Source organism: Yersinia massiliensis (assembly GCF_003048255.1).
GTDB classification, from domain to species: Bacteria; Pseudomonadota; Gammaproteobacteria; order Enterobacterales; family Enterobacteriaceae; genus Yersinia; species Yersinia massiliensis_A.
This window is the reverse complement of record NZ_CP028487.1, coordinates 4527225-4553905: the sequence shown is the minus strand read 5'-3', so window position 1 is coordinate 4553905 and position 26681 is coordinate 4527225. Positions and strand designations below refer to the sequence as shown.

Below are 26681 nucleotides of genomic sequence, written 5' to 3'. Positions count from 1 at the left end.
TACCACTATGAATGAAAATAGCGTTATTCAACATATGCTTTCGGACCTACAAAGTGGGTACAATAAGTTATCCTCTGATCTTGGTCAGCTAAAGAATTTCCAGCAACAAATTGAATTACTCAAAACGCGGTCTAATCATGATTTGAATGCAAAGGAGACTTTATTACGTTTGGATGCTGCCTTTCCCAGCGGACTCGCGCAAGAAAAGGCGAAGATAGCCGCTAGCCTTTCGAAAATAACAATACAAATTAAGCAATTAGAGACTCAGCTTAAAAATATTAACACTAGAGAAAATCGGTAGTTAAAAACCCAGGCGTCTACTCTTTATTCCTTGAATTTTGGAGCATATTTATGCTAAACACTATCGTTCAAAAAAACGCCCCATTACTTACTGAAACTAATGCAACTATGTCTTCGCGTAATGGTGCAGTAGAAAACAGGGTTTCTAATAATGAAAATGAGGATTTTGATATATTTCGTATGGGCCTAGCGGCCTTCTATAATCTTCTTAATGTGTTAAAAAAACTTGCAGATAGTGACTTTAAAGGCGTACAAGGACGTTCAGATTATGCCCTAGATGTACAAGACGATGCCAATCAGGTCGATGAAGTAATCGCCGAAGCGGCAAAAGGAGATGAGAAGACCAAAGAATCATTACCTGACTCTGTGATTCAATTTATGCGCAAGAATGACATTAAAGTCGATGGCATGAATATTGATGATTACTTAAAAAAGAATGGTCCCATGCTGGATAAGGGGAAATTAAAGGCAGTGAAAGGTGCGCTGGATAATGAGAAGAATGGTGCGACCGATACTATAACTCAGGATCAATTACAGTTACAGAAAGTGATGCAGAGCTATAATGTTTGTGCCAATAACATCAATACATTGCAAACAGGATTAAAAGATTTACTAACAACAATTGCCCGTAGCTTCTGCTAATAAGCTCATAGCTGATGGACGGTATGAAATGAATATTCAACCGAGCGATATTGTACTTAATTTTATGCAGCGCGGTGGTTCGTTGCATATGTTGGCTAAGATGGATCAACAAGATCTCGCGGTGCTTTATCAATATACCGTACAACTTTGCCAAGGTAAGGAATATGACAGCGCCAAGAAATTATTAAATTTACTAGTGAGATTCGATCATTGGAATTTTTCTTACTGGATGACATTAGGATTATGTTATCAACAAACGGCTGATTTCCATCAGGCAATCTATTGTTTTAGCCGAGCAGGTCAGATTGAGATAGATAACCCACGACCATCCTGTTTAGCAGGGGAGTGTTATTTAGCCTGCGGTAATATTATCTATGCCGAAAAAGCTTTTCGTGCTGCATTAAATTGGTGCTATTCAAACCCAGCGTTGGCAGAAATAAGACAACAAGCTGAACGAGGCTTAGCGACTTTATTACTGGAGGTACGACATGAGTAGTGTCATCGATTTTAAAAATGATATGCCCCCTGATTGGACAACAGCATTGGTTGGAAAAACGACGCCATTGCCACCGACCACTCTGCCAGACTGGCGAGCAACTGCCGGCTATTCGCCATCGGCGGATATCAATTTTATGTCACCGAAAGTGACGCAACAAAAAGCCCAAGACGCATTAGACAGACTGCTGGTTGCTTTACCGCAACACAATGGTGAAAAAGGGAAGAGTGATCGATTGTACCTAGATCGTCTCGAAAGTATTGATATAAAACTTATTGTGGCGATGGCGGGTAATTTGAATCTGAGCATTTTTTCTGACTTGTGCAAATCAATCAGCAAACAAATAGAAAGTGCATCGGAGGTACAAACATTTCTACGTGATAAGCGTGTTGCGGAATATCAACAACAGATCGACAAAGCAGTTGAGCAGGCAGACAAAGCTAAAAAAGCCGGTATATTCAGCGCGGTCTGTGATTGGATCATCGGTGCGGTTGAGGTGGTTTACGGTGCAATGAAGCTGGCTCAAGGGATATTAACGGGTGACCCGCTCGCGTTAGCCTCTGGTGCTGCCTATGTCGCTGCGGGTACGGCAGGTTTGGTCAAAGCAGCCGCTGAAACAGCGATGTTATTGGGCGCATCAAAAGAAAAATGCCAAGGCGTCATTGATGTTGCTGGGAAGGTACAACTTGGCTGTGAATGTTTGGCGATGGTTGTTGATGTCTTCCAAGCTTGTCGTGCTATTAATGCAGCTCGTGTCGTGACCAAAAGTGCAGGTAATGTGTTGAAATCCGGCGGAAGCGAGGTGTTGCTCAATGCAGTTAAGGGGGGGAGTGAAGCGGAAATAGGGCAGTTGACCCAGCAATTTGCTAAGGAGGTTAGTCAGAAAGTTTGCAGTGAGATGGCCTTCGCAAATGGTGGAATTGAGATGGTTGAGGCCAGTGAGATGGCTGCTGCGGCAGCAAAGCAGGCCGCCAGTGCTGAAGTCACGCTCGTACGTAATATCACAAAATCTTTTACGTCTGCCGGCATTGAAAAATTGGTGGGAGAATCGACCAAAGCATTGGTGATGGACGTACTAAAAAAAGGCGTTACGCTGACGGCTGCTGAGTTTGAGCAACAATGTGTCAATGCCATCATGAAACGAATGATTAAACAGGTCATAAAAGATATTTGTGCTTCACCATTACATATCATTCAACGATGTACGCAAGGCATCAATCAAATCAATATTGGGCAATTAGCGATACAAAAAGCGGGTTTACAAAAAGAGATTGAAACATTACTACTCAGTCAATCTTTTATCCAATTTATGGATGATTGGGTCGAAAAAAATAAGCAACAGCAAATCACGCAATTGAAAAATATTTCTAATAATGCGCAAGATACACTCTCTCAATTAAACGATAACATTCAACAGAATGGTATGTTGCAAACAAAAATCGCGAATTCATTAAGTTAGCCGAGGTGGTTATGAATATTCCTGTCAGCCATGAAGTGAACTCAACTCAGTCAGCAACGTCGGTAAATGACATAAAAGATCTGCACGAAAATAATATCAATGATGTGATCTCTTCATTATCTGATGTTATTTTTAAAATGGTTGAATTATTTAAAAAAATGCGTGATTTATTGAGTTGTTATAATCAGAAACAAGAAGTATTAGGCTGGGATCTGCAAGTCAGCTCAATGATTAAGAAGCGTGAAGCGATCTCTGATGCTTGTAGTGCATCTACGATTGGTGGGGTTGCGAGCATATGTTCAGGCCTCGGTAGTTTTGCTGGTGGTGCAGCTAGCATTTCTCATGGTGAGCTTGCGGGTCATATTGGCTCTGGGCTTGGATCAATCAGTGCGGGTGGACTTAAAATTGGGGAAGGTTCTTTGACGCGTGACGCGGACTCAGAACGCCTGATTGGTGATATGCAAAATAGTAGTTCACAATCTTATGCCAATAGTATCAGCGATTTACAAAGTAAATCGAGTGATAGCCGGCAAAGCATAAAAGAATTGAGTAAAGAATTAACTAATTTAATTAACCAAATCAACATGACAGTGAAGTTATAATTTATGGACGTAATAGCACCCGCGCTACAAAATGAAGGGTGTGAAGTCAAAACGGCCTATTTTGAAAAGAGCAGCGTTGAAGTAGGCCATAAATTCTCTCTTTATGGTTTTCAGGTAATTTATCGAATAGAAGGCCGTGAGCTGATAATTTGTTATTTGGAAAGGGACCGTAAAGATGACTCACCCCATGGCTTTTTAAAATTATTTAATTTCCTATATCAACTCGGTAAAAGAAGTGCTGAATTGTCCATTATCAGAATGTTGGTGATTGATAATATTGCGAACTCATCACTACAATTAAATCTGAATCGGTTAATTAAGATTTTAATTGCCAAAGGTGCATACGTAAAAAACATAGAAGATAACGATTGGTTACTATTTAATGTCAATAGCAAGTAATAGACAAGTGGAGATGAAATGAGTGATATCACCATTGGCGACTTGCATACGATTTGTGCCCAAATAAATAATGCACTAAAAGAACAAGGTATTATTCACCAAGAAATGATGCAAACGCTGCAAGTCGTTAGCCCTGAAGAAACACAAACAAGATATAAGCGTGGGTATCAAGCTTGGCTTGCGAATGATTATAACGCTGCGTTGGATGATTTCTCATGGCTGACATTACATCATCCCCGTGAGCCACAATTTCATTTGGCATTAGCAGGTGCTCTACAAATGCAGCAAGAGTACGCATTGGCACTGAGTGCCTATGCTTGTGTGCTCATGCTAGAGGTCAAAGATCCTACCCCAGTTTATCAAATGGCGATTTGTTTGCAGGCGTTGGGAAAGGGGGCCGATGCAAGGGAAGCGTTGCAAACAGTGATTGAAATGAGTTATCAAAATCCTGAATATCTCTCGATAGCTGAAAAAGCTTCATTATTATTGAATGAAATCTAAAGTTGAAACTATCGGTAGCGATAGCGAATACTTAAGGAGTCATATATGACCAATGTTAGTAGCGTTAATACCTACTACGATAATTTCACCTCGCAAAATAAAATAGAAGCTATTGATGGAAGTAATAATGAAAAACCCACGCTAGTTCATCCACAATCATTACGTTGTTTAGAAAAAACACAAGCAGAATTTAATGATCTTCTTGATATTCAAGAAAAGGAATCTGCTGAATTGACTTGTGCGAAAGTTAGTTTTGCTAAAAAGCAATTTTTCATTAATATTCTCGAGGTGGCTTATTCTTTGGCTTCATTCTCTATTAGTGTCGCTGTGACCGTTTGCAGTGGTGGTTCCGCCACACCGATAGCGGTGGTGACAGGCCTTAATCTTATGTTATCGATATCAAATTTGGCCTGTGCCTATCATAATTGGGATTGTGCTAGCAAAGGAAAGCCTGAACTGACAATGGGCAGTGATGCATTGCAACAAACCGTGTTTGTATTAGCCAAATATTGCCAAGCGGATCCCAGCCGTGCTCAAAAAATTGCCCGTTTTGTCTCTTATCTTATTCGTGCCGCAATGAGTGTTTCGTTAATTGTCCTTGGTCTCACAATACATCCTATTATTCATAATGAACTATGCACCCTAGCGAAAAATAATATCCCGACATTAATAGCTTTGCCGAGTGTTACTCTCGGTGGTTTTTTAACGACTTGCTTAAATAATAATGTCGATGAAATAGAAGCCAGCAAAGCGAAGCTATTCCAAAATCAATTGGATATTGCAACCAAATCGTTTCAGGTTTAAACCGGATATCCATTCATATCAATATTTGTCAATCTTGCATCAGGTTAGCAACATCCTAAGGAATATAATGAAAACAATACAATTCATTTTATTTGGGCAAGAGGGAATATTACGCCACAAAGGGGAGTGCCAGACTATTCCTGCGGGGAAAATGGTTGTTGTTGATGAAGAGGCTACGGTATCTTCTTTTTCGCAAAGTATGATTACTTCCATATTATGCCACTCTATTGATTTGTTACCTATCTATCAGGATTTTGCCAGTAAAATGGTGCAGTCGAATAAGTTTCGGTTGCCTTGCAAGATGTCAGAACGTTATAAAATATTACCCATCAGTCACGATATTATTCATTCGACTGAACAGCTAGTGAATATTGAGCGGGCAGCTTCATTAAGATTTCTTTTCCTCTATTGTTTGGGGCTAGATTCTATTTATTTCTCCCGACTTTTAGAGTCAATTGTTGGGACGAATAATGAACTACTCGAGTTCTTTGACAAGAATCGCCTCAATCCCTGGACAGTTTCACGTTATGCCGATGAACTGGGAATATCGACTCGTAAATTAAATTTTCTCTTCTATGAAAAATTTGGGATGTCGGCCAAACAATGGCTACTGGATCAACGATTGAAAAAAGGTTGTGAGCTGCTGCTCTCCACTCGTCTACGTGTGGCAGATATTGCCATGGAGTGTGGGTTTAGTAATCACGCTCATTTCTCTGATAGTTTTCGTCGCCGCTTTCAACAGTGCCCATCTCATATGCGGTCACTGATGGAATAAGGAGGGTCAGATGGATATAAACGCGCTAATGAATGAAATGACGCAAAATATCAATAAGATTGGTCAAGATTTCAAGAGTCAAATGGCGTCAGGTAACTCTTCTGATCCAGAACAAATGCTAAAGATGCAATTTGCTATGCAACAGTATTCTTCATACATCAATTTCAGCAGTGCGTTGATGAAAAGTATTAAAGATATGACCAGCGGAATTATTGCAAAAATATGATTTTACTTTCAGCGCCTTGCCGTCAATTAGTGGTAGAAGCTGCCTTGGCAGGCGTGAATCACAGTCTGTTGGATGAAGCTCGTATCATCCTAAATGTGTTACCTCAATTGATACCTGATCCTTCAGTACGTCTGGTGTGTGAAGCGATGCTGTTATTTGGGCTAAATCAGCAGGAGAAGGCGCTGATGTTACTGGCTTCGTCTTCCTCAAAAGATGCCCAGACCCTGTTGGCACATATGCAACAGGGCATGGCCAGCGCTGAAACCAAAAACTTAGTGGCATAACAGATGGATTAACCGGAGATTGTCAGATGGATACTAATGTCATTCAGGCTGCTTCAGCACTGAGCACCTCGTTACTGCAACCCGCAAATCAGCAAGCGGTTGAACAACAATCAACTAAACAACTCATTGACCCTCAGCAAGTCGCTAGGTTTGAGCAGTTAATGCGGCCAACTGAACCTACTGCCGCCACAATGGCACCCGATCAAATGCTGATGACACAGGTGCAATGGATGCATGCCACGCTCGCCATTGATGTCACGGCTAAAGTCGCCGGTGTTGTTGGGCAAAACATCAATAAACTGGTCAATATGCAATGAAACCGTTATGGCATCTGGTCGCATCATTACTGGTTGTTGTATCCCTTACAGGCTGCGATGTTGCGCTGTATAGCGGGCTGTCTGAAGGGGAAGCTAACCAGATGCTGGCCTTGCTGATGTTGCATCAAATCAAAGCTGAGAAGCAGTCTGAAAAAGGAGGCGTGGTTAGCTTAAGAGTGGATAAAAACCAATTTATTAACGCGGTTGAGTTACTGCGACAAAATGGTTTTCCACGTCAACAATTTGCGACGGTTGATGAGATGTTTCCGTCCAATCAATTGGTGACCTCGCCTAGCCAAGAACAAGCCAAAATGGTCTATTTAAAAGAGCAGCAGTTAGAGAGCATGTTGAGCCATATGGATGGGGTGATACATGCGGATGTCACCATCGCCATGCCTGCCCCTATTGATGGAAAAAGTAGTATTCCTCATGCTGCGTCAGTCTTTATTAAGTATTCACCGGAAGTGAATTTACAAATTTATCAACCGCAGATCAAAAACCTCATCCGTGATGCGGTGCCCGGTATCGATTACGCACAAATTAGCGTGGTGATGCAACCCGCTAACTATCGTTTTAGTGCCACACCACAACCGCAAAATAGTTTGAATGTCGGGCTGCAATGGTTGCTGCGTCACGCAGGGACGGTGCAGATCATATTAGGGCTGCTATTGACGTTATTGGTTGGGTTATCAACGGTAGGTTTGGTTCGTTATCTGCGCAGATAAGGGGTTAACGGGAGGGCGAAATAATGACAATGCCGTTAAGCAGTGGCATCTGGGATTTACATCAATTAGCTTGGTTGCCCGCTAAGTTTGCTCACCCATTATGGCTAGCTGCGATAGGCATCAAAGCCGAAAACTACCATTATGGTCGTAGTCATGTGTTGGATAACACGTTGAATCGCGTACTCATCCAACAACGAAAATTCCCGCAGCATCCCTTACCTGCCGTGCTGAGTTCGCAACAACAAGTGCAAATGGCAAGCCATCAACGCTTGTTAAGCCACTGCCTGGCGCTAGGGCTGGTCCACTTGCAATGTGATGATTATTTACGCTTGCGCAGATATCGGCAGGCACTTTCACCCCATTTGAAAGAGAGCGATATTCAACAACTGATAGGGCTGGGATTTCGTGGCCCGCTTAGCGCCCGATTAACGCCTCAGCAGTTGCCCACGGTGGCCTTGAGCCTTGGCCATAGCCTCGCGCATCAACACCGTTATGACGATGTGGTTTGGCAGGCAATCTCTATCCGTTTGCCTCCTCTGCCACGAGCACTCTCCTTACCCACTGCATTATCGCTCTCAGTGGATCATTGGTTAACACGGCTAGTACGTTTCTTATGAATCCTTTTTATATTACGGTCACGCCGTTCGATGGGCCATTACCCGTGGGGACGATTATCCCAGCTGGACTGTTGCAAGAAATATCGCAGTGTCGCGATCTATTATCAGAAGCGCGTGCACAGGCGGCAGAGATTCTACAGGCGGCAAACGCTGAAAAAACACAGCGGTTAGCTTTGGCCGAACAGCAGGCTGAGAGATTAATTGAGCAAACCAGAAGCCAGATGGAAGCAGATATATTAGTCCATCATATCAATTGGTTAGTAACATCGGAGCAATTGACGTCTTCGTTAGTCAATCAGGCACAAAAGCGAATTTTGGCGGCGATCACCACAGTAGTCACTGAATGGGCCGGTCAGCAAGCGGCAGATAAAATTTTAATTCATCATTTGGCGTCACAGATAACACGTCTAGCCGAGGAAAATAGCTTGGTTTTACGTGTTAACCCGCAGCACTTTCCTGCTGTCATCACCGCTCTGGGTGCCCGAGTACAATGTATCAGTGATGAAACTTTGGCCGAGGATGAGGCGCAATTAAGCTCACCCCAGTTGCAACTGAGTTTCTCGCTTCACCGCCATTTATCGCAGCTGCTTCTTTGGCTACAGGCATCGCCATTACCCGATAAGGAATCGATGCATGATCAAGACAAATAGCATCTCAGATACTGTCGCAGTACACGGCACTCTGCCCAACAGTGAAAAGCTGCAAGGTGAGGTCTCACCGGCTCATTCAGTGATGGCATTAGCCAGTCTAGAATTGCTCGATCTTCAGCAAGCCGTATTGGGTGAGAATTTGGAAATGACCATGGAGGGGATCGGGCTGAGTTTAGGCGCGAGGCTAAAAGATCAAAAAGCAGCTCAAACGGAGGAGCGTCACCAACGCCGCCTGCAATTACTGGTGAAGATGGTCGCACAGCTTTCTGACAGTGCGGGCACTTTATTGCAGCAAAATATTCCGTTGGATATTGATATCGCTTTACTGACCAGCAAACTCCATCAAGGCGATCTCTCGGTAGGGCAGCAAGTGTTACTTTTAGCGACCTTAGTGGCCAACTGCAAAGAAAATCCATTACGTCGCCGTCGCTTAATGCAGTTACTTGGGTCGGTACTCGAGAACGAGGGGTGGGAGATTGAGTTATTTGGCTTACTTGAGTTGGGCACTGCAGGTAGCCGTTCATTGGGTTCGATAAAGCAGCTATTTCAACAAAGTATCTATCAAAGTGAATTATCGATAACGGAATGGTTTGCACGGATCAGTCGCTGGCCACAACGTCAACAACGCGTTCGGGTGTTAATGCGCGCGATGGCATTTGATTTATCCTGCCAGCCCCCGCCCAAACATGGTGAGCGTTTGGCGGCCACCCTCAATCAATTGCGTCGCTTGCTGATGTTTCTTTGCTTAGAAGACCATTGTCATGACATCGGACGGGCTTGTGGCATAGAGGGAGATGCTGTCCTGCGGGAAGTACTGGCCGTCGTCGGACAGCCTTGGTTATTTGATAATTGGTTACAACCGCGAATTGAGATGATTTTGGGGCCGGACGTCAATTTACGGCAGAAATTCGTTCGTCGCTTCTATGAGTTATTCAAACTCATGCCTGTCGAGTGCTTCAACGATCAAGATCAGCAAGTACAAATTTTGTCGATTTTGCTCGCGATGTGAGTTGACGAATAAGGCCAACACCCGATAGTCCTAAATGCTGACGCTTCGTATGCTGCACAGAAGTCTACTTATCGATGAATTAAGTTAATTAGTCGCATCAATAGGACATGGGTTATGGAGATGGATTTAGTTGTTACCCGTAACCTACAGCTGTTTACCCGCATGGCAGAATTACCCTGTTCGGTAGTCACTTCCCGCATGCAGTGGCAGTTGGGGCCACGAGTGGTTTTTCTTGAATGGCGAACATCTAACTTGTTGTTGACCTGTGGCTTGCAGTATCGGAGCTATAACAACGATGACTTACTTCAGCTCCTGCAATGTTGGCGGCTCGAACGATTTAACGGTGTGCCACAGCGTATTTATTTACTAAAAACAGACATGATGGTCAGTTGCTCACTACCAGAGATGTCTGATGCTGAGTTTTGGTATCAACTTTATCGCCAGCAATGCGCCTTACTTCGTCAACTGCCGGGAGAGTATCCATGAGGGAGTCTGCACTCAAGCGTAGTTTGATGATGATCACCGAGCGGCAGGATGTTTTTTTAGCGATCATGCTGCTGGTGGCAATCTTTATGATGATCTTGCCACTGCCCACCGTCATGGTCGATGTGCTGATCGCAATTAACTTGGCCTTATCCGTCATCTTGCTGATGATCTCTATTTATCTGCGTGATCCACTCGATTTCTCTGTCTTCCCTTCGCTTTTGTTGATCACCACGCTGTATCGATTAGCGCTAACGATCAGTACCACACGTTTAGTGTTGCTACAGCATGATGCCGGTCAGATAGTCGAGGCATTCGGCCAATTTGTGGTCGGAGGAAATCTCGCCGTGGGATTAATCATTTTTACGATTATCACGGTGGTGCAGTTCATCGTGATCACCAAGGGTTCTGAACGCGTCGCGGAAGTTAGCGCCCGTTTTTCCCTTGATGGGATGCCGGGTAAGCAAATGAGCATTGATGGCGATTTACGCGCGGGCGTCATCGATTCTACTGAGGCAGGGCGGCAGCGGGAGCGAGTACAAAAAGAGAGCCGTCTGTTTGGTGCCATGGACGGGGCGATGAAGTTCGTTAAAGGCGATGCCATCGCGGGGATCATCGTCATCTTGGTGAATATCTTTGGCGGCATCATCATCGGTGTGGTGCAACATAATATGTCGGCGGAACAAGCGATGCTCACCTATGCGGTGCTCTCCGTGGGCGATGGTTTATGTGCCCAGATCCCATCATTGCTGATCTCCATCACCGCTGGGATTATTGTGACTCGCGTACCGGGTCGGGATAAGCAGAGTCTGGCGAAAGACTTGGTGTTACAGGTGGGGCGTCAGCCTGATGCACTGTGGCTGGCTGCTGCGATCTTGCTGGTTTTTGCCGTGCTACCGGGTTTTCCCTTCCTCATTTTTATTACGCTGGCGCTATTGGTTGCGGCTCCCGCACTTTTGCTTTACCGACGGAATCGCGCTTCGCCACAAAGTGGGGGAGCTAAAAATGTTGATGAGAATGGGGTTTTACCTGCGAGCAAAATGACGCCCGGCGCGGTGCCGTTGATGATGTACTGCGCCGACAATATGCGTTATCCCCAATTAGAGCGGGATATCGACAGCTTACGTTGGCGTAGATTTGAACATCTTGGTGTGCCATTGCCAGAAGTGATGATCTGCCGAGATCCCACGTTGGCCGAAAATACGATATCGATCTGTGTCTATCAAGAAGCGGTACTGACACTCACGTTGCCTCCTGACGATTTGCTTTTGGTACAACCGAGTCGCCAATTAGAAACACGCAGCCAAAAATTAAGTGCAAAAATGGGCACTTTTGAATGGCTTTCCCCAGAACTGGGGAATCAAGCCAGTACATTGGGCATCCCTTACGCGCAAGGAAATCAACGTATCCTTTACTGTCTGACGCGCGTGCTCGATAGGCACACATCAGAGTTTATCGGTGTACAAGAAACCCGTTATCTGATGGATGCCATGGAAGGGCGCTACGGTGAATTGGTGAAAGAGTTACAACGCCAAATGCCCGTGGGCAAGGTGGCCGAAATATTGCAACGGCTGGTGGAAGAAGATGTTTCAATCCGCGATTTGCGTACTATTTTCGGCGCGTTGGTGGCATGGGCACCCAAAGAGAAAGATGCCGTGATGCTGACCGAATATGTCCGTATCGCTTTGCGGCGGCATGTCTGTGGTCGGTTTAGCAAAAATAAGTCGTGGTTGCCGGTCTTACGATTGGGCGAAGGCGCAGAAAACCTGATCCGTGAATCCATTCGCCAGACATCAGCGGGCACCTACTCAGCGTTGGGAGATAAACACTCGCGGTTGATTCTCAGCAAGATTAGAGCAGCTTTCGCCGAAAACAACGATACGGTACTGCTGGCATCTATCGATGTGCGGCGCTTCGTGCGCAAAATTGTTGAGCGAGATATTTTTACCCTTCCCGTCCTGTCTTGGCAGGAGCTGGGCGATGAGATGAATATCAGGGTGGTAGACACCATTGAACTTATCGGTGAGGAACTTGATGAAGCAATGGACGGTGACATCCATGCGGTTGCCTGATTGTTCAACATTAAGCGATAAGCTCAATCGACAATTGCGCTTATCGTCCTCTGTGCCAGAGGCGGCGGAATATCGGGGGCCAATACTGGATGTTGGCCCAACATTGATCCGCGCACATTTATCGGGTGTGGCGTTAGGTGAACTTTGCCAAATCGAATCATCGAATATGTTAGCGGAAGTCGTCGCTATCGAGCAGGAAACAGCACTCCTTTCTCCCTTTGCGGCTTCCGTTGGGTTGCGCAGTGGCCAATGGGTCCGGCCACTGAGGCACACACACCGTGTCCGTACAGGATCTGATTTGCTGGGGCGTATTGTGGACGGCTTAGGGGCGCCTATCGACGGCGGCCCACCACTGAGTGGGCATTGGCGTGAACTGGATAGTCTCCCACCGGATCCACTGACCCGTCAGCCGATACAGCGCATTCTGACAACCGGTATTCGGGCGTTGGACGGAATATTGAGCTGTGGTGAAGGCCAGCGGGTGGGTATCTTTGCGGCGGCAGGTGTGGGAAAAAGCACCTTATTGAGCATGCTATGTGAGGGCAGCAATGCTGATGTGATGGTGCTCGCCCTGATTGGTGAACGTGGCCGTGAAGTACAAGAATTCTTAGATCAAGTGCTCACGCCACAAGCGCGTGCTCGCACGGTGGTGGTGGTCGCAACCTCTGATCGTCCAGCGTTGGAACGGTTAAAGGGGCTCTATACTGCGACCACGATAGCTGAGTATTTCCGTGAGTGCGGGCTAAAGGTTTTGCTGATGGCAGACTCGCTCACCCGCTATGCCCGCGCGGCACGTGAGATAGGTTTGGCGGCAGGGGAGTTACCCGCGGCAGGTAGTTTTCCCCCGAGTGTCTTTGCGGCGTTACCCCGGCTATTAGAGCGAGCGGGTAATAGCGATCGTGGCAGTATCACGGCGTTTTATACCGTGTTGGTCGAGGGCGATAACATGAATGAACCCGTCGCTGATGAAGTTCGTTCGTTATTGGATGGGCATATTGTACTGTCGCGAAAACTCGCGGGCGCAGGCCATTACCCCGCTATTGATATCGCCGCCAGTGTTAGCCGCATCATGCCGCAAATTGTGACTGACGAACATTTGGCACTGGCGCAAAAACTGCGCCGGATTCAAGCCTGCTATCAGGAAATTGAACTGCTGGTACGGGTGGGCGAATATCAGGCTGGGCATGACTCGCAAGCTGATGAAGCGCTACAGCGTTATCCCGCTATCTGTGCCTTCTTGCAACAGGAGACTCGTCTATCGTGCGATCACGAAGCTATCAACCTCAGCAGTACCTTGGCGAAACTGGCGCAGGTGCTGAGTTAAGTCACCCACAGCGGTCTATCTTGGCGCGCTTACTGGCGTTGCGGCAAAGAAAAGAGCATCGCTTACGCCAGCAACTGGTGAACCTACGACATGAATATCAGCAGCAAGAGCAACGATTAGCGGATTGTCGCCTTGAACGGCAACAGCTGTGTCAGCAGCTACGCACCCTAGCGCAGTGGCGCGGTAAGTTGCTGCCTGAACAGGCTGATGAGCAGCGCGTGCTGCAACATACGCTCTATCAGGCTGAACGGCAGCGACAGAAACAAATCGGTGAAGAGGTGGCGTTGGGGCGACAAAAACGGGCCGCTATTGAGTCACAACTTGTGCTTCTACGTGGTAATCAACGTGAGCAGGAAAAATTAAGGATAATGATAAGCGATGAGTCGTATCGATATTGAAGGGACGTTATCACTACTCGGCGAGCATCATTATAGAAGTGATCAATCATATTGGGAGACTGCGCGGCAGCGGCAGCAATTTGCCCGCTATCTTCCACCACAATTACGTTCCCCACAAGAAATGGCCCATGCTATTGCCTCCTCGGAGGGCGGCAACTCGACGCAGTGTGAATACAATATTGTCAGCGGGCCATTAAGCGGTACTAGAGTCAGTGTCAGTCTGACCCATCAAGGTTTGCATATCCTGCTTAGCCACACTAATCGTGACTTAATCGAACGTCTGCAACGGGTACAGACTCGCTGGCAGCGCCAATTGCATATGTTGGGTTTCCCTTGCTTGCTGGAGGTCACTCATGCTGGAGAATCTGACGGCTGAATTACGCCAACTTAGCGAGGTCATCGGCAGTGGGCGGTACGCCTCTGGGGTATCCGCCACTTTAATGCAGGTTGAGGGAGAGGGCGTATATTTACCGCTCGTATTTGATGGTCAATCTTGCGGTATTTGGTTTCCTCAGATCTGCTGGAAACACTGGTTAACAATGTATCTAGCGACGGATGATCCCCATTTCCTCGCGGAAGAATTGATCGTTGCGATGGCTGATTGGGCTGTAAGTCCACTGTTGGCGATACTTCCTGATCTGGCCGCCCATAATACCAAGCCGCAATCGATGACACTCCTTAGCCAATGGGGCGTGACACTGGCCTTCGAGCTTGAGGAGCAACCATTTAAGGCTACGCTGATTGGCTGGCCGCATAGGGCGTTGGCAGAGACTTTATCGGCTTGGCAAAGTGACCATTGGCAATGTGATCCCTCCCTCGAACAAGTCACTCTTTGGCAGGCCAGCTTAGCCGCGGGATGGTGTCGCTTATCGATAGGTCAGTTACAACAAATTGGGCCTGGAGATGGGCTGAAAGTTGCGGCACCCGCCGCACTCGCGCAAGGAAACTGTTGGTTATGGCAAATGGGATCGCCGCAAATTTATATCAAGTTGGATGAGGGAAATAAAATGACAATTCAGCAAGTAAATGAAGATATTGATCGTTTGCTGGCGCTCGATACTGCCGTCGCACCGCTCGCGCCACAATCGCTAGAACTCGATACATTACCGCAAACATTGGTGATGGAAATCGGTCGAATATCACTGCCGCTAGGGGATATCAAACAGATCGCAGTCGGGCAAACACTGGATTGCCAAGCCAGTTTCTACGGTGAAGTGTGTATTCGCCTCAATGGTCAGCCCGTAGGGAGTGGCAGTTTGTTGGCGTGTGGGGGGGAGTTGGTCGTTAGGGTCGTTCAATGGCACCTTACCCTTCATCCTTGACGTTGCAGCGTTGTTGGCTGCGCTCGCGCACCCGAGTCACTGACTTGAGTCAGCTCCGCGGGATTTGCTCACTGGCCGCCTAGCTGTCACGCCAATGCTTTTGGGTAACCCCTTTCATCCTTGACGCGGCAGCGTTGTTGGCTGCGCTCGCGCACCCGAGTCACTGACTTGAGTCAGCTCATCGGGATTTGCTCACTGGCCCCGCCTAGCTGTCACGCCAATGCTTTTGGGTCATCCCTTCATCCTTGACGTTGCAGCGTTGTTGGCTGCGTTCTCGCACCCGAATCATATTGATTTTTAATAAAAAAAAGATAAAAAACTTTATTCAGGTCATCACCCGATCCTCTGCAGGCTTAACGATAAGAATAATAAGGGTATTGATTCCTACCTTATAAGCTAGCTTTTACGGGACTGCCTATGGAGCTATTGAATTCATCCTCTCAGTTGATTTTTTTGCTTTTTTTTCTGTCATTGCTGCCACTGCTGGTGGTCATGGGGACCTCATTCCTTAAGTTATCTATCGTCTTTTCATTGCTGCGAAATGCCTTAGGGGTACAGCAAGTTCCGCCTAACATTGCTATTTATGGCTTGGCGTTGGTATTAACCATTTTTATTATGGCTCCGGTTGGCTTGGATGTGCACGCCCGCCTGCAAGGGGAGCCATTACCCAATGATATCGGTGCTTTAATCAAACATATTGATGACTATGCCCTTGGGCCATATCGCGATTTTTTACAACGTAATACGGATGCTGAGCAAACTAACTTCTTTCAGGGGGTCGTCAACACTAAGTGGCCAGAACGATATCGCCACACACTGAAAGCAAACTCACTGCTGATATTAATGCCTGCCTTTACCCTAAGCCAACTGACCGAAGCATTCAAAATCGGTCTATTACTCTATCTGCCTTTCGTGGCTATTGACTTGATTGTTTCTAATATCTTGCTGGCAATGGGCATGATGATGGTATCGCCTATCACGATATCGCTGCCCTTCAAATTATTAGTATTTATCCTCGTCAATGGATGGGGGCTATTGATGGGCCAATTGGTGGGATCTTATTTATGAATTTTGTCCAGAGGAGGCAGCAATGAATAACGCCATTGTTGTTCATCTGGCGACTCAACTACTGTGGATAGTGTTACTCCTATCGATGCCGGTGGTGCTGGTGGCTTCAGTGGTCGGGTTGATTGTTAGCCTATTGCAGGCACTGACTCAAATACAAGATCAAACTTTACAGTTTTTAATTAAGTTGTTGGCAGTCTCCGCAACATTATTAATAACTTACCATTGGATGGGGGTGACTTTGCTGAACTATACCCAGCAGACGTTCTCACAAGTCGGCAATATGCGGCCCTGATATGGATGACTATGCAAATTGGCTGCTCTCGCTTGGACTCGCGATGATGCGGCCCTATGGCATGTTGTTGATATTGCCAATTTTTACTGCCCGTAGTTTAGGCAGTAGCTTATTGCGCAATGGATTGGTCTTTGCCATTGCCCTACCAATGATGCCTGTATTTTTCCCCAATCCTCCGATAGTTCACGAGAGCCTTACCACTTGGATTGGGTTTCTATGCATCGAACTCATGATTGGGGTGATATTGGGCTTTATCGCCGCGTTACCTTTCTGGGCCATTGATATGGCGGGATTCTTAATTGATACCTTACGTGGGGCAACGATGTCGACCTTATTCAACCCCAGTATGGGTATGGAATCTTCGATTTTTGGTGTGCTTTTTACCCAGCTATTGACCGTGCTGTTTTTGCTTTCTGGCGGTTTCAACTTAGTGTTAGCAGCGCTTTACGGATCTTACGACGCTCTCCCTATTGGGAGTGGTATTCATTCATCACCCGCGATGCTGCAATTTCTGCAAAGTGAGTGGCAACTCATGTATGAGCTCTGTCTGAGTTTCGCATTGCCCGCGATTTTAGTGATGGTATTGGCCGATCTCTGTTTAGGGCTAATCAATCGCTCCGCGCAGCAACTGAATGTTTTCTTTCTCGCTATGCCGATTAAAAGTGCATTAGCCCTGCTGCTACTTCTTATTAGCTTGCCTTATGCACTGGATCATTACTTAGTTGGGATTAAACATACTGAACAGAAATTGAGCACACTGACCCCACTGATGAATAAGGGCGACCTATGAGTGGTGAAAGCGGTGAAAAAAATGAAAAACCGACAGCTAAACGCCTGAAAGAGGCCCGAGAGAAAGGGCAAGTAATTAAAAGCGTTGAAATAACATCTGGCGTTCAATTGCTGGTGTTGGTCGCCTACTTTCTGCTGACGGGTTACACTTTGGTGGATCAAGCTAAAATGCTTATTCGTGACACCATTGAACAAATCGGTCGCCCGCTAACTTTCTCGCTGGCCCGTATTGGGAGTGAATGTTTAGCGATATTTATTCATATTATGGGGATATTAGGCGGCGCACTGGTTCTCATCACCATGCTTTCCGGTCTGGCACAAGTTGGGCCGTTATTAGCCACAAAAGCGGTGGCTTTTAAAGGCGAGCACATTAATCCTATTAATAATGCGAAACAGCTTTTTTCGTTACGCAGTTTGTTTGAACTGACTAAATCAATCCTGAAAGTCGCGGTTCTGACGTTGATTCTCGGCTATTTATTGATGAGCTATTCCCCCTCATTTGGTTATTTGACGTATTGTGGCAGCCAATGTGCCATCCCTATTTTTGCGACCTTAATGAGCTGGTTATTGGGGGCGCTGATAGCGTGTTATGTGGTTTTTTCCCTGATGGATTATTCTTTTCAGCGCTACAACACCCTGAAACAACTAAAGATGTCCCTTGAGGAAATTAAGCGTGAGTACAAAGACAGCGATGGTGACCCGCATATTAAGCAGAAACGCCGGCAGATGCAGCAAGAAGTCCAAAGTGGCAGTTTTGCCAAAAATGTTCAGCGTGCGACTGCCGTGGTACGCAATCCCACCCATTTTGCCGTTTGCCTGTTCTATCACGCTGAAGATGCGCCACTGCCAGTAGTGATCGAGAAAGGTGAGGGTGAAAAAGCAGCCCTAATTATCAAACTGGCAGAGCAACATGGAATCCCCGTGGTGGAAAACATTGCGCTGGCGCGAGCGCTGCATCACGGCGTCGTATGCGGTGAAACCATCCCCGAGCAATTCTTTGAACCGGTTGCCGCCATTTTACGCATGGCGTTGTCGTTGGATTATCAATCGCCACCAGACGATACCCTTAATTGATGCTGCTTTAATGGGCCAATTGCGTGTTTAGTGAGTTAACTTTTGCTTAACATCCAAATAACGACAGGATGATGCTTCATTGACAGATTAATTGGCTTATTATGAGTAGGTCTATTTTCTATCGCCGCGAATAATCTGCTATCGCCGGCGGCAACCTGTCTTTTGGAGGTGTCAGTGTGAGCTGGCAAACGTTTAAATCTGATTATCTGGTGCGCTTTTGGGCGCCGCTGCCTGCCGTGATAGCGGCGGGGATTCTCTCGACGTATTACTTTGGTTTAACCGGTACTTTTTGGGCGGTAACCGGCGAATTCACACGCTGGGGTGGCCATTTAATGCAGCTGTTTGGTGCGCATCCACAAGAGTGGGGCTACTTTAAAGTTATCGGGCTGGAAGGCACACCGTTAGATCGTATTGATGGCATGATGATCATCGGTATGTTTGCCGGATGTATCGCCGCTGCGCTCTGGGCCAATAACGTGAAATTACGTAAGCCGCAGCACGGTATTCGCATTGCGCAGGCACTGGTGGGCGGCATTATTGCTGGCTTCGGTGCTCGCTTGGCAATGGGGTGCAATTTGGCCGCGTTCTTTACCGGTATTCCACAGTTCTCATTGCATGCGTGGTTCTTTGCCTTGGCCACGGCGGCTGGCTCCTATTTTGGTGCCAAATTCACGCTCTTACCGCTGTTTCGTATCCCGGTGAAATTACAGAAAGTCACATCGGCTGCGCCGCTGACTCAACATCCTGCCCGAGCCGCGCGGCGTTTTCGCTTGGGTATGGTGGTGTTTGTTTTAGCAGTGAGTTGGTCATTGATTGAGCTATTCCGCCACCCTAAATTGGGCATTGCCATGTTATGCGGCATTGGCTTCGGGTTGTTGATTGAACGGGCACAGATTTGCTTTACCTCGGCGTTCCGCGACCTGTGGATCACTGGTCGTACCCATATGGCAAAAGCCATTATTCTGGGGATGGCAGTGAGTGCCATCGGTATCTTCAGTTACGTACAACTGGGCGTCGCGCCCAAAATTTTATGGGCAGGGCCGAACGCCGTGATCGGCGGTTTGTTGTTTGGTTTTGGTATCGTTCTGGCGGGGGGCTGTGAAACGGGCTGGATGTACCGCGCGGTGGAAGGCCAGATTCACTATTGGTGGGTGGGGCTGGGGAATATTATTGGCGCGACAATCTTGGCCTACTACTGGGACGATTTTGCCCCTGCGTTGGCGACCAATTATGACAAGGTCAATCTGCTGCAAACCTTCGGGCCGATCGGGGGATTACTGGTCACTTACTTGATGCTGGCTATCGCCTTTGCCGCCATGCTGTGGTGGGAAAAACACTTTTTCCGTCAGCAAAAGGCCCGCCAACAGAATGCTGCCGCATCCCTCCCTGCTAAGGAGTCACTATGAGTCATTCACCAGCAAAACCTATCGTGCCTGATTACCGTTTGGATATGGTGGGTGAACCCTGCCCATACCCAGCGGTAGCCACGCTAGAAGCCATGCCACAGCTGAAGCCAGGTGAAATTTTGGAAGTGATCAGCGACTGCCCGCAATCGATCAATAACATTCCGTTGGATGCCCGAAATTACGGTTATACCGTGCTGGATATCCAGCAAGATGGCCCCACGATCCGCTATTTGATTCAGCGCTGAAATAACTAGTGTGCACGTAAAACTGTTACTGGCAGAGAATCACCTCGCCAGTAACGCCCTAAATGGCTTTAAATCTGTTTTGGTCGCCATCATTTGCCGCGCTTCCCAGCGATCATGACCAGCTTGAACATTAATCCAAAAATCTGGGTCTGTTTCAAACAATGCTGCCAACATTACGGATTCTTCAATACTGATACGACGCTTGCCACTGAGTATCTCAGCAATACGAGGGCGTGACAGATTCAGTGCTTCACCTAGTTTTGCCTGCGTGATATTAAGCGGCTTCATAAACTCTTCCAGTAGCATAATGCCGACTGTGGTTGGTTCACGTGAAATAGTATCCATAACATCCCTTACTAGTATTTATGTGGATCAAGATAAACATCGTGTGCTGCGTCATCTCGCCAACGAAAAATTAATCGCCATTGTATGTTGACTCGAATGCTTGACCATCCTGCCAGTGAACCTGATAAGCGCTCGTAATGATTACTTGGGGGCGCAAATAAGGAACGTTCAGTGGTCGCGTATTCGATAATATCGAGCTTACGCGCCAGTGCTGATTCTATGGTGACGAGAATATCCTTGCTCCGCTTTTTGTTCCGATGGAACTGGGCTAATGAACCCAGTTGGCCATCTCTAAAGTTTTCAATCATCCCTGTGCCCTTCTTTTTCCCAGTGTCATTATAGTATCAGAATGACACTGGGTTTTGGAACGATATATGTTATCTTGTGTAATATTTTATGTTACCTTATGGAACGAAAAATATCGCAATGTATCGTCATCCCTTCACGTTATAAGCAATGGGTGCAATCAACTCAATGACGCCATTTTTTAATAGCTCAACGGGCGGGATCGGCAGCGGCTGGGCGCGTGAGATCAATACCATGGCTTCGCGATCTAAAATCTTCGCGCCTGAGCTGGAAAATAGCGCGGCGTTGAGTACTTTCCCTTGATGATCAACAACAAATCGTATGTGGCTAACGCCCTCTAGACGATAACGCAATGCCTCCCGTGGGTAGCGTTTATAACGCGCCAAGTGTGCCAGTACATCGCTTTGCCACGAGGCTTTACCACTCATGGCAGCGGAGGCTTCACTGGAGAATGTCGCGGCATTTTTGTGGCTATCTCCCGACACTGGGGCGCTGGTGGTCGGGGCCGCTTTTTCTGCGACAACCGGCAGAGGCGTATCTGTTCGCACTTTGACCGGCGTGATTTTTTTCTTCTGCACCACCTTCTCCGGTCTGATGGCATGAGTGCCATTAGGGGACGCAGTTAACTTCGGCAGATCTTCTGGCTGTTTTTCCGGTGGCGCATCATCCGGTGCCGCCATATTTTGCTGTGGCCCGTGCGGGACATCCAGAGGGAGGGATTTTGCCTGCTGATAGAGCGTTAGCTCGATCAACACCGCAGGTGGAAGCATCCCCTGAGGGGGCATTTTGCTGATCCAATTGAGCATGAAAGCAGCGGCCATTAAGTGCAAACCGATACCCAGTAATAAGCTAATGCTCCAGCGTGTTTTGGGTCGCCCAAAGGGTAAGTCCACTTTGAAGTTATGGTCTTTCTTGACGGGCGGCATAAGGGTGCCGCTGGCTGCCATGAGGCAGAATAATTTCATTACAGACTCCGCAGGTAATGAGTGATATGCGTTTATTATTTTGATTAATAATGACTTTATGGCTTATTTCAGCGTGAAGTTACCCACCACGATATTGAAATATCTGCAAATAATAAGCGACAGATTATACAAATCAATAAGCAGATTGATAGTTATTGTGATTATCATTTGCATTTGATCATTGTTTTCGCTTATAACCGCCAACCTTAGAAGTGTGAAGCTAAATCGCATTCACCTCATTTTGGCCCAGTATTTTATTGCCCTTTTTCACCAGCAAGATGTGAGCCACTGGATTGATGTACCTGATGCCGCAGGGGTGCCGCGCAACTGCCCACTCGTCGCCTGCCTGAGGCTGTACTGTCTAACGGATGCATTCATGGAAAAACCGCCATCAAACAAAGTGAGTCTGGCTTACCAGAGCACTTATGGTCAGTTGGTCAGCTTCTTTCGCAAAAGGCTGGATAATGCCAGCGACGCTACCGATCTGTCGCAAGATGTCTTTGCGTTGTGGCTAAAGCGAGCGAAAGAGACGCCAGTCGAGCATTCGCGGGCATTTCTCTTTAAGATTGCCCACCGGGTGTTGATTGATCATTGGCGAGCGGCGGGCAAGCAGCGCATGGCGATGACGCAAAGCCATGATGAAGTGTCACCGGAGCCAGAAATGGCACCCGCTGGCGCCGATCCACATCATGTGTTGGAGCAACAGCAACGCTTGAGCCGATTGGAAGAGGCACTCAACAGCCTGAGTCCGCGCCGTCGTGAAGCGTTTTTGATGCATCGTTTTGATGGCTTATCGCAGACTGAGGTGGCGGAGAGAATGGGGATTTCTGTCAGTATGGTCGAAAAACATATCGCAGGTGCCTTGTTGCATTGCAAACGCTACGTTGCTGAACAAGGGAGTGAGCAACATGATGAGTGATAGCCGTTCTCTGAATGCTGAAATCGATGAACAAGCGGCGCTGTGGTTTAGCCGTAGCCAAGCACGACGCCTCACCAACGAGGAGCAGCAGCAACTCGATACATGGCTGCAAATTGCCCCCTCTCATGCCGAGGCTTATCGCCAAATGCAGCAGATTTGGGGAGAGTGCGCATTGATACCTCGCCCAGTGAGTGCACCTCAACCGAAAAAACACCTCAGCCGTTGGCGGCCCTTACGCAGTTGTGCCGCTGGGCTATTTTTCTTAGTTGCTCTGCTGCTGCCGATGAGCCAGCTACCTCTATTACTGACCAATGATATCCAACTGCAAACCGCTCAAAACAGCCGTGAGATTGTGCTCTCTGATGGCACCCGAGTACATGTGAATCGTCATTCCCAAATTCGCGTCCATTACGCGAAAGAAAACCGCCAACTCTGGCTGGATCAGGGCGAAATCTTCTTGCAAGTGGCATCGAATAAAACCCGCCCCTTCTTAGTCTATGCGGGCGAGAGTCAGGTGAAGGTGGTGGGAACGGCGTTTGATGTGCGCTACGAAAAAGGCGAGGTCGCGGTTGCCGTGAAGCAAGGCATTGTCGCCATGACGGGTAGGCCGAATATGGCCGCAGTGATGCTCCATGCCGGAGACAGAGCGCAACTGATACCGGAGAAAAAAAGTTTGCTACTCAGCCAATTACCGGCCGCTGAAATCGGTGAGTGGCGCAGTGGGCAACTGTTATTCCGTAACCGGCCATTGGGTGAATTACTGTCTGAATTACAGCGCTATCGGCAGGGCAATATTGAGCTTATCGACGCCAGTTTGGCACAGCTACCGGTTTCCGGTTCACTGGATTTGAATCGCCCCGACGAGTTCCTTGACTCGCTCCCGCTACTTTTAGCGGTGAATGTGAGTCATGACGATAAAGGTAATGTCTTGATTTCACGTGATTTAAATAACGACAAAAAATAAAAGTAAAAAAAGTTAATTTTTTAGGTGAGGATAATTCTCATTATCACGTCTTCCCTGATGCTGGTGCTCATTGGCATCGCATTGACATTTCTTGGGGAAGAAATAGCGTGATGATAAATAATAAAAAGAATGATTCTGGGATGCCTGTTCTCTCTGCTTTGGCGCTGGCAACGCTATTGATGACACAAAGTGTCAAGGCAGCGGATTTACAGTTCAATCTTGCCGCACAACCGCTGGCAAATGCGATTACCAATGTGGCCCAGCAGGGCCAGATGCATGTGATTTTTGATGAGTCTGAGTTACGCAATCGGCGTGCGCCAGCTTTAAACGGCCGCTTTAGCCCGCAAGCCGCATTACAGCAATTGTTGGCGGGCAGTGGCTTGGAACTGGTCGCCAGTGGCAAGGGCTATGTGATTCGCCCGATGCTAGCCGTCGGTATCAATTCCGGCAGTATGCTACTGCCGACCACCTCGGTCATGGGGGAAGCGGGGGGCCGTACTGGCGTAGATAATTTGATGTCTGCTCCGCAGGTGATTACTTCTGAAGAGATCCGCCAGCGCCCAACCGGTAACGGTAATATCACCGAGTTGCTGCGCACCAACCCCTCGGTTCAATTTTCTAATAGCGGCAACACCAGCCTGACGCAAGGTGAAATCAAACCTGGCGCGATCTCGATTCACGGCTCATCGAGTTATCAAAACGCCTACAAACTTGACGGTGTCAGCTTCAATAACGATATCGATCCCGCCAGTGATGGCAATGGCGAAACCATCACCCGTGTCGACAGTGGCGATCAGGGCATGTACATCGATAGCCGGTTGATCGACAGCATGACGGTGTTCGACAACAACGTCCCGGTGGAATTTGGTGGTTTTACCGGCGGCACCGTAGATGTCACCAGCCGCCGCTGGCGCGGTGAAAACAGCGCCCATGTTTTCTACCGTGAAACTCGCTCGGCGTGGAACAAGGTATTCACCGATCCCGACATGGAGTTCGACAGTTCGAAAAACGATACCAGTCGCCCTGCGCGCTATCAGCCCAAATACAATAAGCAAAGTTTTGGTGGCTGGTTCGAGGCCGGAATTACCGACAACATGGGCATCGTGTTTTCCGCCTCACAGCGCCTCTCCGATATTCCCACTTACACCACCGGCGGTGATGGCCTGCAAATAACGCCGGGCAATGAGCTAGAAGTGGTGTCCGCGACGCCCGGCTATCGTAGCCAGAAACGGGTATCAGACAACTATTTTGCCAAACTCTCTTGGGATGCCAATGAGCGCACCAGCGCCCATCTCTCGGCTAATTATTCGGCCTACACCAGCACGCTGTTTTCAAGCAACGTCATTAACTCCGGTTATGACAATGACCATAACGGCTTAAGCACCACGTTACAGTTAGAGCATCGATTTGATATCGCCAGTCTGGATTTTACCGCCGGTTATCAGCGTTTGACCGACGAGCGCACCAATGATGTGAAGGATTTTTACACCTTAGAAGATTACATGACCGATTGGCGTAACCCGCAGTTCTACAACAATGGTGGACAAGGGGATTTGACCACTCGCCAGAACAGCGCCACGGCTAAAGGGGTGTTGCGCTTTAATGAATTCACTGCTTTGGGCCTACAGCACACGCCTAATCTTGGTTTCGAATTCAATAAAACCACCGCCCGTTACCTGCGTGACCGGGATTACTACCGCTATAAATTCAGTGCTGCTGTTGATGATATTGCCTCGCTGACTGACGCCAGTTACATCACCCGATTCCGTGCCGGTAATTATGAGGCGGGCTATACCAACTATGCGCTGTTTTTGGATGACAGCATGCAGTATGGCCGCCTGACGGTTCGCCCTGGTGTGCGTTTGGACCGCGATGATTTTGTTCAGAAAACCAATATCGCGCCGCGCCTTAGCAGCAGCCTCGATCTGTTTGGCACCGGTGATACGGTGCTGATTGCGGGGGCTAACCGCTACTATGGTCGCTCAATGCTGACCTACGCATTATACGAAGCGCAAAATGCGGGCATGGAACACTGTTACTACTTCTGCTCGCTGAATCCGTCAGAGAATGATTGGGATGGCGTAAAAGATTTTGAAGGCATCGACAGCTTATCGACGCCCTATAACGATGAGTTGAGTTTTGCCCTACAGCAGCAAGTGATGCAGAGCACTTGGCGCTTGCAGTACGTTCACCGTGAAGGCTATGACGAAGTGCGCAGCCGCACGAAATACCGTAACCCCAATGGCGCCGCTCAAGCCCGTATCCGTACCTTTGATAACGGCGGGCGTAGCAGCAATGACAACGTTTCACTCTCGGTCAGCAACAGCAAACCTTGGGAACTGGCTTCAACGACTCATGCCTTTACGGGGTCATTGAGTTGGCAGCAAAGTAAGAGTAATACCCCGAAAGATCAGGGCTATGCCTTCTTTGACCCGAACACCAAGCTGGATTCAGACAAAGTGTGGTACGACGGCAAAGTCATCAATGCCGCGGATCTGCCCTCCACCAACTTTAACTCACCGTGGCGGCTCAATCTGGAGCTCACCAGTGAATGGCAAGAATATAACCTGACTTTCTATAACTTGTGGCAATGGCGCAGTTCACGCAGTCAGGCCGTGCGCTATCAGAATGAGTATTACACCGACACTAATACCGGCACACAGATGCTGAAATACGAGAAAACACACTTTGCCAGTAACTTTATCTGGGATAGCAAAGTGACTTGGCAGCCAGATTTTGCCTATGGCGTCGGTATCTCGGTTGAGGTGAATAACCTGCTGAATAAGCGCAATGTGGCCGACACCTTTGTTTACGGTGACCGTGTCCTGCACTCCTATGACCCAGGCCGTCAATTCTGGCTGCAACTGAGTTATGACCTCTAATCAAGCGGATAACCATCAATA

General features: G+C 47.6%; 34 protein-coding genes. 31 read left to right on the top strand and 3 right to left on the bottom strand.

Annotation, left to right across the window (positions count from 1 at the left end; all coding sequences use genetic code 11):
* Positions 1 to 7 precede the first annotated feature (7 nt).
* The 28 genes from DA391_RS21200 (at position 8) to yedF (ending at position 20279) form a co-directional block, all read left to right on the top strand.
* Positions 8 to 301, top strand: a complete 294-nt coding sequence (locus DA391_RS21200) for a chromosome partitioning protein ParA (RefSeq protein WP_050874864.1) — start codon at positions 8 to 10, stop codon at positions 299 to 301.
* A gap of 50 nt (positions 302 to 351) precedes the next feature.
* Positions 352 to 942: a hypothetical protein gene (locus tag DA391_RS21195; RefSeq protein ID WP_019211503.1), complete on the top strand. Its 591-nt coding sequence runs from the start codon at positions 352 to 354 to the stop codon at positions 940 to 942.
* Between the two features lie 28 nt (positions 943 to 970).
* Positions 971 to 1438 carry a SycD/LcrH family type III secretion system chaperone gene (locus DA391_RS21190; RefSeq protein WP_050081001.1) on the top strand — a complete coding sequence of 156 codons (468 nt, stop codon included), beginning with the start codon at positions 971 to 973 and terminating at the stop codon, positions 1436 to 1438.
* Positions 1431 to 2897 (top strand): type III secretion system translocon subunit SctE, encoded by a 1467-nt coding sequence (sctE, locus tag DA391_RS21185; RefSeq protein WP_108088182.1) that lies wholly within the window; start codon positions 1431 to 1433, stop codon positions 2895 to 2897. The genes DA391_RS21190 and sctE overlap by 8 nt, the downstream gene beginning before the upstream one ends.
* Positions 2898 to 2908: 11 nt before the next feature.
* Positions 2909 to 3499, top strand: coding sequence for a chemotaxis protein (locus DA391_RS21180; protein ID WP_108088181.1), 591 nt, complete (start codon positions 2909 to 2911; stop codon positions 3497 to 3499).
* Positions 3500 to 3502: 3 nt separating this feature from the next.
* Complete coding sequence (locus tag DA391_RS21175) at positions 3503 to 3898, top strand: pathogenicity island 2 effector protein SseE (RefSeq protein ID WP_050287384.1); 396 nt, start codon at positions 3503 to 3505, stop codon at positions 3896 to 3898.
* 18 nt (positions 3899 to 3916) lie between these two features.
* Complete coding sequence (locus tag DA391_RS21170; protein WP_050080997.1) at positions 3917 to 4399, top strand: SycD/LcrH family type III secretion system chaperone; 483 nt, start codon at positions 3917 to 3919, stop codon at positions 4397 to 4399.
* A gap of 45 nt (positions 4400 to 4444) precedes the next feature.
* Positions 4445 to 5203, top strand: coding sequence for a hypothetical protein (locus DA391_RS21165; RefSeq protein WP_050080996.1), 759 nt, complete (start codon positions 4445 to 4447; stop codon positions 5201 to 5203).
* A gap of 67 nt (positions 5204 to 5270) precedes the next feature.
* On the top strand, positions 5271 to 5978 hold the full coding sequence (locus tag DA391_RS21160; RefSeq protein WP_050287382.1) for a helix-turn-helix transcriptional regulator: 708 nt from the start codon (positions 5271 to 5273) through the stop codon (positions 5976 to 5978).
* A gap of 10 nt (positions 5979 to 5988) precedes the next feature.
* A complete protein-coding gene (gene sctF, locus DA391_RS21155) occupies positions 5989 to 6204 on the top strand; it encodes a type III secretion system needle filament subunit SctF (protein ID WP_050080994.1) in 216 nt (71 codons plus the stop codon).
* Positions 6201 to 6488, top strand: a complete 288-nt coding sequence (locus DA391_RS21150; protein WP_050080993.1) for an EscG/YscG/SsaH family type III secretion system needle protein co-chaperone — start codon at positions 6201 to 6203, stop codon at positions 6486 to 6488. The genes sctF and DA391_RS21150 overlap by 4 nt, the downstream gene beginning before the upstream one ends.
* Positions 6489 to 6514: 26 nt before the next feature.
* A complete protein-coding gene (gene sctI / locus DA391_RS21145) occupies positions 6515 to 6805 on the top strand; it encodes a type III secretion system inner rod subunit SctI (RefSeq protein ID WP_080993812.1) in 291 nt (96 codons plus the stop codon).
* On the top strand, positions 6802 to 7530 hold the full coding sequence (gene ssaJ, locus DA391_RS21140) for an EscJ/YscJ/HrcJ family type III secretion inner membrane ring protein SsaJ (protein WP_050080992.1): 729 nt from the start codon (positions 6802 to 6804) through the stop codon (positions 7528 to 7530). The genes sctI and ssaJ overlap by 4 nt, the downstream gene beginning before the upstream one ends.
* Before the next feature lie 23 nt (positions 7531 to 7553).
* Entirely contained in the window at positions 7554 to 8147 is a 594-nt protein-coding gene (locus tag DA391_RS21135; protein ID WP_098905121.1) for a type III secretion system domain-containing protein, read from the top strand.
* Positions 8144 to 8797 carry a type III secretion system stator protein SctL gene (sctL, locus tag DA391_RS21130; protein ID WP_098905122.1) on the top strand — a complete coding sequence of 218 codons (654 nt, stop codon included), beginning with the start codon at positions 8144 to 8146 and terminating at the stop codon, positions 8795 to 8797. The genes DA391_RS21135 and sctL overlap by 4 nt, the downstream gene beginning before the upstream one ends.
* On the top strand, positions 8781 to 9806 hold the full coding sequence (locus DA391_RS21125; RefSeq protein ID WP_098905123.1) for a TyeA family type III secretion system gatekeeper subunit: 1026 nt from the start codon (positions 8781 to 8783) through the stop codon (positions 9804 to 9806). Before sctL ends, DA391_RS21125 begins: the two co-directional genes overlap by 17 nt.
* 114 nt (positions 9807 to 9920) lie before the next feature.
* Positions 9921 to 10292, top strand: coding sequence for a type III secretion system protein (locus tag DA391_RS21120; RefSeq protein WP_050080988.1), 372 nt, complete (start codon positions 9921 to 9923; stop codon positions 10290 to 10292).
* Positions 10289 to 12361, top strand: coding sequence for an EscV/YscV/HrcV family type III secretion system export apparatus protein (locus DA391_RS21115; RefSeq protein ID WP_050287380.1), 2073 nt, complete (start codon positions 10289 to 10291; stop codon positions 12359 to 12361). Before DA391_RS21120 ends, DA391_RS21115 begins: the two co-directional genes overlap by 4 nt.
* Positions 12348 to 13685, top strand: a complete 1338-nt coding sequence (locus DA391_RS21110; RefSeq protein ID WP_108088180.1) for an EscN/YscN/HrcN family type III secretion system ATPase — start codon at positions 12348 to 12350, stop codon at positions 13683 to 13685. Before DA391_RS21115 ends, DA391_RS21110 begins: the two co-directional genes overlap by 14 nt.
* 20 nt (positions 13686 to 13705) lie before the next feature.
* Entirely contained in the window at positions 13706 to 14083 is a 378-nt protein-coding gene (locus DA391_RS21105; RefSeq protein WP_050080985.1) for a hypothetical protein, read from the top strand.
* Positions 14064 to 14459: a hypothetical protein gene (locus tag DA391_RS21100; protein ID WP_050080984.1), complete on the top strand. Its 396-nt coding sequence runs from the start codon at positions 14064 to 14066 to the stop codon at positions 14457 to 14459. Before DA391_RS21105 ends, DA391_RS21100 begins: the two co-directional genes overlap by 20 nt.
* Entirely contained in the window at positions 14437 to 15405 is a 969-nt protein-coding gene (locus DA391_RS21095; RefSeq protein WP_108088179.1) for a YscQ/HrcQ family type III secretion apparatus protein, read from the top strand. The genes DA391_RS21100 and DA391_RS21095 overlap by 23 nt, the downstream gene beginning before the upstream one ends.
* A gap of 417 nt (positions 15406 to 15822) precedes the next feature.
* Entirely contained in the window at positions 15823 to 16473 is a 651-nt protein-coding gene (gene sctR, locus DA391_RS21090; RefSeq protein ID WP_050080982.1) for a type III secretion system export apparatus subunit SctR, read from the top strand.
* 22 nt (positions 16474 to 16495) lie between these two features.
* The gene (locus DA391_RS21085) at positions 16496 to 16765 is read left to right on the top strand and encodes an EscS/YscS/HrcS family type III secretion system export apparatus protein (RefSeq protein WP_019211481.1); all 270 of its coding nucleotides are present in this window, start codon (positions 16496 to 16498) and stop codon (positions 16763 to 16765) included.
* 1 nt (position 16766) lies between these two features.
* Positions 16767 to 17555: a type III secretion system export apparatus subunit SctT gene (sctT, locus tag DA391_RS21080; RefSeq protein ID WP_050080981.1), complete on the top strand. Its 789-nt coding sequence runs from the start codon at positions 16767 to 16769 to the stop codon at positions 17553 to 17555.
* A complete protein-coding gene (locus tag DA391_RS21075) occupies positions 17552 to 18628 on the top strand; it encodes an EscU/YscU/HrcU family type III secretion system export apparatus switch protein (RefSeq protein WP_050879171.1) in 1077 nt (358 codons plus the stop codon). Before sctT ends, DA391_RS21075 begins: the two co-directional genes overlap by 4 nt.
* A 176-nt stretch (positions 18629 to 18804) precedes the next feature.
* Positions 18805 to 20034 carry a selenium metabolism membrane protein YedE/FdhT gene (gene yedE / locus DA391_RS21070; protein WP_057650928.1) on the top strand — a complete coding sequence of 410 codons (1230 nt, stop codon included), beginning with the start codon at positions 18805 to 18807 and terminating at the stop codon, positions 20032 to 20034.
* A complete protein-coding gene (gene yedF / locus DA391_RS21065) occupies positions 20031 to 20279 on the top strand; it encodes a sulfurtransferase-like selenium metabolism protein YedF (RefSeq protein ID WP_049605079.1) in 249 nt (82 codons plus the stop codon). The genes yedE and yedF overlap by 4 nt, the downstream gene beginning before the upstream one ends.
* A 39-nt stretch (positions 20280 to 20318) precedes the next feature.
* On the opposite strand, the gene DA391_RS21060 is transcribed toward yedF, so the two are convergent.
* From DA391_RS21060 to DA391_RS21050, 3 genes are all read right to left on the bottom strand, one after another.
* The gene (locus DA391_RS21060; RefSeq protein WP_108088178.1) at positions 20319 to 20624 is read right to left on the bottom strand and encodes a HigA family addiction module antitoxin; all 306 of its coding nucleotides are present in this window, start codon (positions 20622 to 20624) and stop codon (positions 20319 to 20321) included.
* 11 nt (positions 20625 to 20635) lie between these two features.
* Positions 20636 to 20932: a type II toxin-antitoxin system RelE/ParE family toxin gene (locus tag DA391_RS21055; RefSeq protein WP_108088177.1), complete on the bottom strand. Its 297-nt coding sequence runs from the start codon at positions 20930 to 20932 to the stop codon at positions 20636 to 20638.
* Positions 20933 to 21058: 126 nt separating this feature from the next.
* A complete protein-coding gene (locus tag DA391_RS21050; RefSeq protein ID WP_409574519.1) occupies positions 21059 to 21751 on the bottom strand; it encodes an energy transducer TonB in 693 nt (230 codons plus the stop codon).
* Between the two features lie 520 nt (positions 21752 to 22271).
* Here DA391_RS21050 and DA391_RS21045 point away from each other — a divergent pair.
* The 3 genes from DA391_RS21045 (at position 22272) to DA391_RS21035 (ending at position 26660) form a co-directional block, all read left to right on the top strand.
* A complete protein-coding gene (locus tag DA391_RS21045) occupies positions 22272 to 22814 on the top strand; it encodes an RNA polymerase sigma factor (RefSeq protein ID WP_050080977.1) in 543 nt (180 codons plus the stop codon).
* Complete coding sequence (locus DA391_RS21040; RefSeq protein WP_050080976.1) at positions 22804 to 23778, top strand: FecR family protein; 975 nt, start codon at positions 22804 to 22806, stop codon at positions 23776 to 23778. The genes DA391_RS21045 and DA391_RS21040 overlap by 11 nt, the downstream gene beginning before the upstream one ends.
* Positions 23779 to 23888: 110 nt before the next feature.
* Complete coding sequence (locus DA391_RS21035; protein ID WP_167398193.1) at positions 23889 to 26660, top strand: TonB-dependent receptor; 2772 nt, start codon at positions 23889 to 23891, stop codon at positions 26658 to 26660.
* Positions 26661 to 26681 lie beyond the last annotated feature (21 nt).

What these genes read in the sequence shown, in the direction of transcription:
- DA391_RS21200 (WP_050874864.1), top strand. Translation starts at nt 8, where the DNA reads ATGAATGAAAATAGCGTTATTCAACATATGCTTTCGGACCTACAAAGT.
- DA391_RS21195 (WP_019211503.1), top strand. Translation starts at nt 352, where the DNA reads ATGCTAAACACTATCGTTCAAAAAAACGCCCCATTACTTACTGAAACT.
- DA391_RS21190 (WP_050081001.1), top strand. Translation starts at nt 971, where the DNA reads ATGAATATTCAACCGAGCGATATTGTACTTAATTTTATGCAGCGCGGT.
- sctE (WP_108088182.1), top strand. Translation starts at nt 1,431, where the DNA reads ATGAGTAGTGTCATCGATTTTAAAAATGATATGCCCCCTGATTGGACA.
- DA391_RS21180 (WP_108088181.1), top strand. Translation starts at nt 2,909, where the DNA reads ATGAATATTCCTGTCAGCCATGAAGTGAACTCAACTCAGTCAGCAACG.
- DA391_RS21175 (WP_050287384.1), top strand. Translation starts at nt 3,503, where the DNA reads ATGGACGTAATAGCACCCGCGCTACAAAATGAAGGGTGTGAAGTCAAA.
- DA391_RS21170 (WP_050080997.1), top strand. Translation starts at nt 3,917, where the DNA reads ATGAGTGATATCACCATTGGCGACTTGCATACGATTTGTGCCCAAATA.
- DA391_RS21165 (WP_050080996.1), top strand. Translation starts at nt 4,445, where the DNA reads ATGACCAATGTTAGTAGCGTTAATACCTACTACGATAATTTCACCTCG.
- DA391_RS21160 (WP_050287382.1), top strand. Translation starts at nt 5,271, where the DNA reads ATGAAAACAATACAATTCATTTTATTTGGGCAAGAGGGAATATTACGC.
- sctF (WP_050080994.1), top strand. Translation starts at nt 5,989, where the DNA reads ATGGATATAAACGCGCTAATGAATGAAATGACGCAAAATATCAATAAG.
- DA391_RS21150 (WP_050080993.1), top strand. Translation starts at nt 6,201, where the DNA reads ATGATTTTACTTTCAGCGCCTTGCCGTCAATTAGTGGTAGAAGCTGCC.
- sctI (WP_080993812.1), top strand. Translation starts at nt 6,515, where the DNA reads ATGGATACTAATGTCATTCAGGCTGCTTCAGCACTGAGCACCTCGTTA.
- ssaJ (WP_050080992.1), top strand. Translation starts at nt 6,802, where the DNA reads ATGAAACCGTTATGGCATCTGGTCGCATCATTACTGGTTGTTGTATCC.
- DA391_RS21135 (WP_098905121.1), top strand. Translation starts at nt 7,554, where the DNA reads ATGACAATGCCGTTAAGCAGTGGCATCTGGGATTTACATCAATTAGCT.
- sctL (WP_098905122.1), top strand. Translation starts at nt 8,144, where the DNA reads ATGAATCCTTTTTATATTACGGTCACGCCGTTCGATGGGCCATTACCC.
- DA391_RS21125 (WP_098905123.1), top strand. Translation starts at nt 8,781, where the DNA reads ATGATCAAGACAAATAGCATCTCAGATACTGTCGCAGTACACGGCACT.
- DA391_RS21120 (WP_050080988.1), top strand. Translation starts at nt 9,921, where the DNA reads ATGGAGATGGATTTAGTTGTTACCCGTAACCTACAGCTGTTTACCCGC.
- DA391_RS21115 (WP_050287380.1), top strand. Translation starts at nt 10,289, where the DNA reads ATGAGGGAGTCTGCACTCAAGCGTAGTTTGATGATGATCACCGAGCGG.
- DA391_RS21110 (WP_108088180.1), top strand. Translation starts at nt 12,348, where the DNA reads ATGCGGTTGCCTGATTGTTCAACATTAAGCGATAAGCTCAATCGACAA.
- DA391_RS21100 (WP_050080984.1), top strand. Translation starts at nt 14,064, where the DNA reads ATGAGTCGTATCGATATTGAAGGGACGTTATCACTACTCGGCGAGCAT.
- DA391_RS21095 (WP_108088179.1), top strand. Translation starts at nt 14,437, where the DNA reads ATGCTGGAGAATCTGACGGCTGAATTACGCCAACTTAGCGAGGTCATC.
- sctR (WP_050080982.1), top strand. Translation starts at nt 15,823, where the DNA reads ATGGAGCTATTGAATTCATCCTCTCAGTTGATTTTTTTGCTTTTTTTT.
- DA391_RS21085 (WP_019211481.1), top strand. Translation starts at nt 16,496, where the DNA reads ATGAATAACGCCATTGTTGTTCATCTGGCGACTCAACTACTGTGGATA.
- sctT (WP_050080981.1), top strand. Translation starts at nt 16,767, where the DNA reads ATGGATGACTATGCAAATTGGCTGCTCTCGCTTGGACTCGCGATGATG.
- DA391_RS21075 (WP_050879171.1), top strand. Translation starts at nt 17,552, where the DNA reads ATGAGTGGTGAAAGCGGTGAAAAAAATGAAAAACCGACAGCTAAACGC.
- yedF (WP_049605079.1), top strand. Translation starts at nt 20,031, where the DNA reads ATGAGTCATTCACCAGCAAAACCTATCGTGCCTGATTACCGTTTGGAT.
- DA391_RS21060 (WP_108088178.1), bottom strand. Translation starts at nt 20,624, where the DNA reads ATGGATACTATTTCACGTGAACCAACCACAGTCGGCATTATGCTACTG.
- DA391_RS21055 (WP_108088177.1), bottom strand. Translation starts at nt 20,932, where the DNA reads ATGATTGAAAACTTTAGAGATGGCCAACTGGGTTCATTAGCCCAGTTC.
- DA391_RS21050 (WP_409574519.1), bottom strand. Translation starts at nt 21,751, where the DNA reads ATGGCCGCTGCTTTCATGCTCAATTGGATCAGCAAAATGCCCCCTCAG.
- DA391_RS21045 (WP_050080977.1), top strand. Translation starts at nt 22,272, where the DNA reads ATGGAAAAACCGCCATCAAACAAAGTGAGTCTGGCTTACCAGAGCACT.
- DA391_RS21040 (WP_050080976.1), top strand. Translation starts at nt 22,804, where the DNA reads ATGATGAGTGATAGCCGTTCTCTGAATGCTGAAATCGATGAACAAGCG.
- DA391_RS21035 (WP_167398193.1), top strand. Translation starts at nt 23,889, where the DNA reads ATGATAAATAATAAAAAGAATGATTCTGGGATGCCTGTTCTCTCTGCT.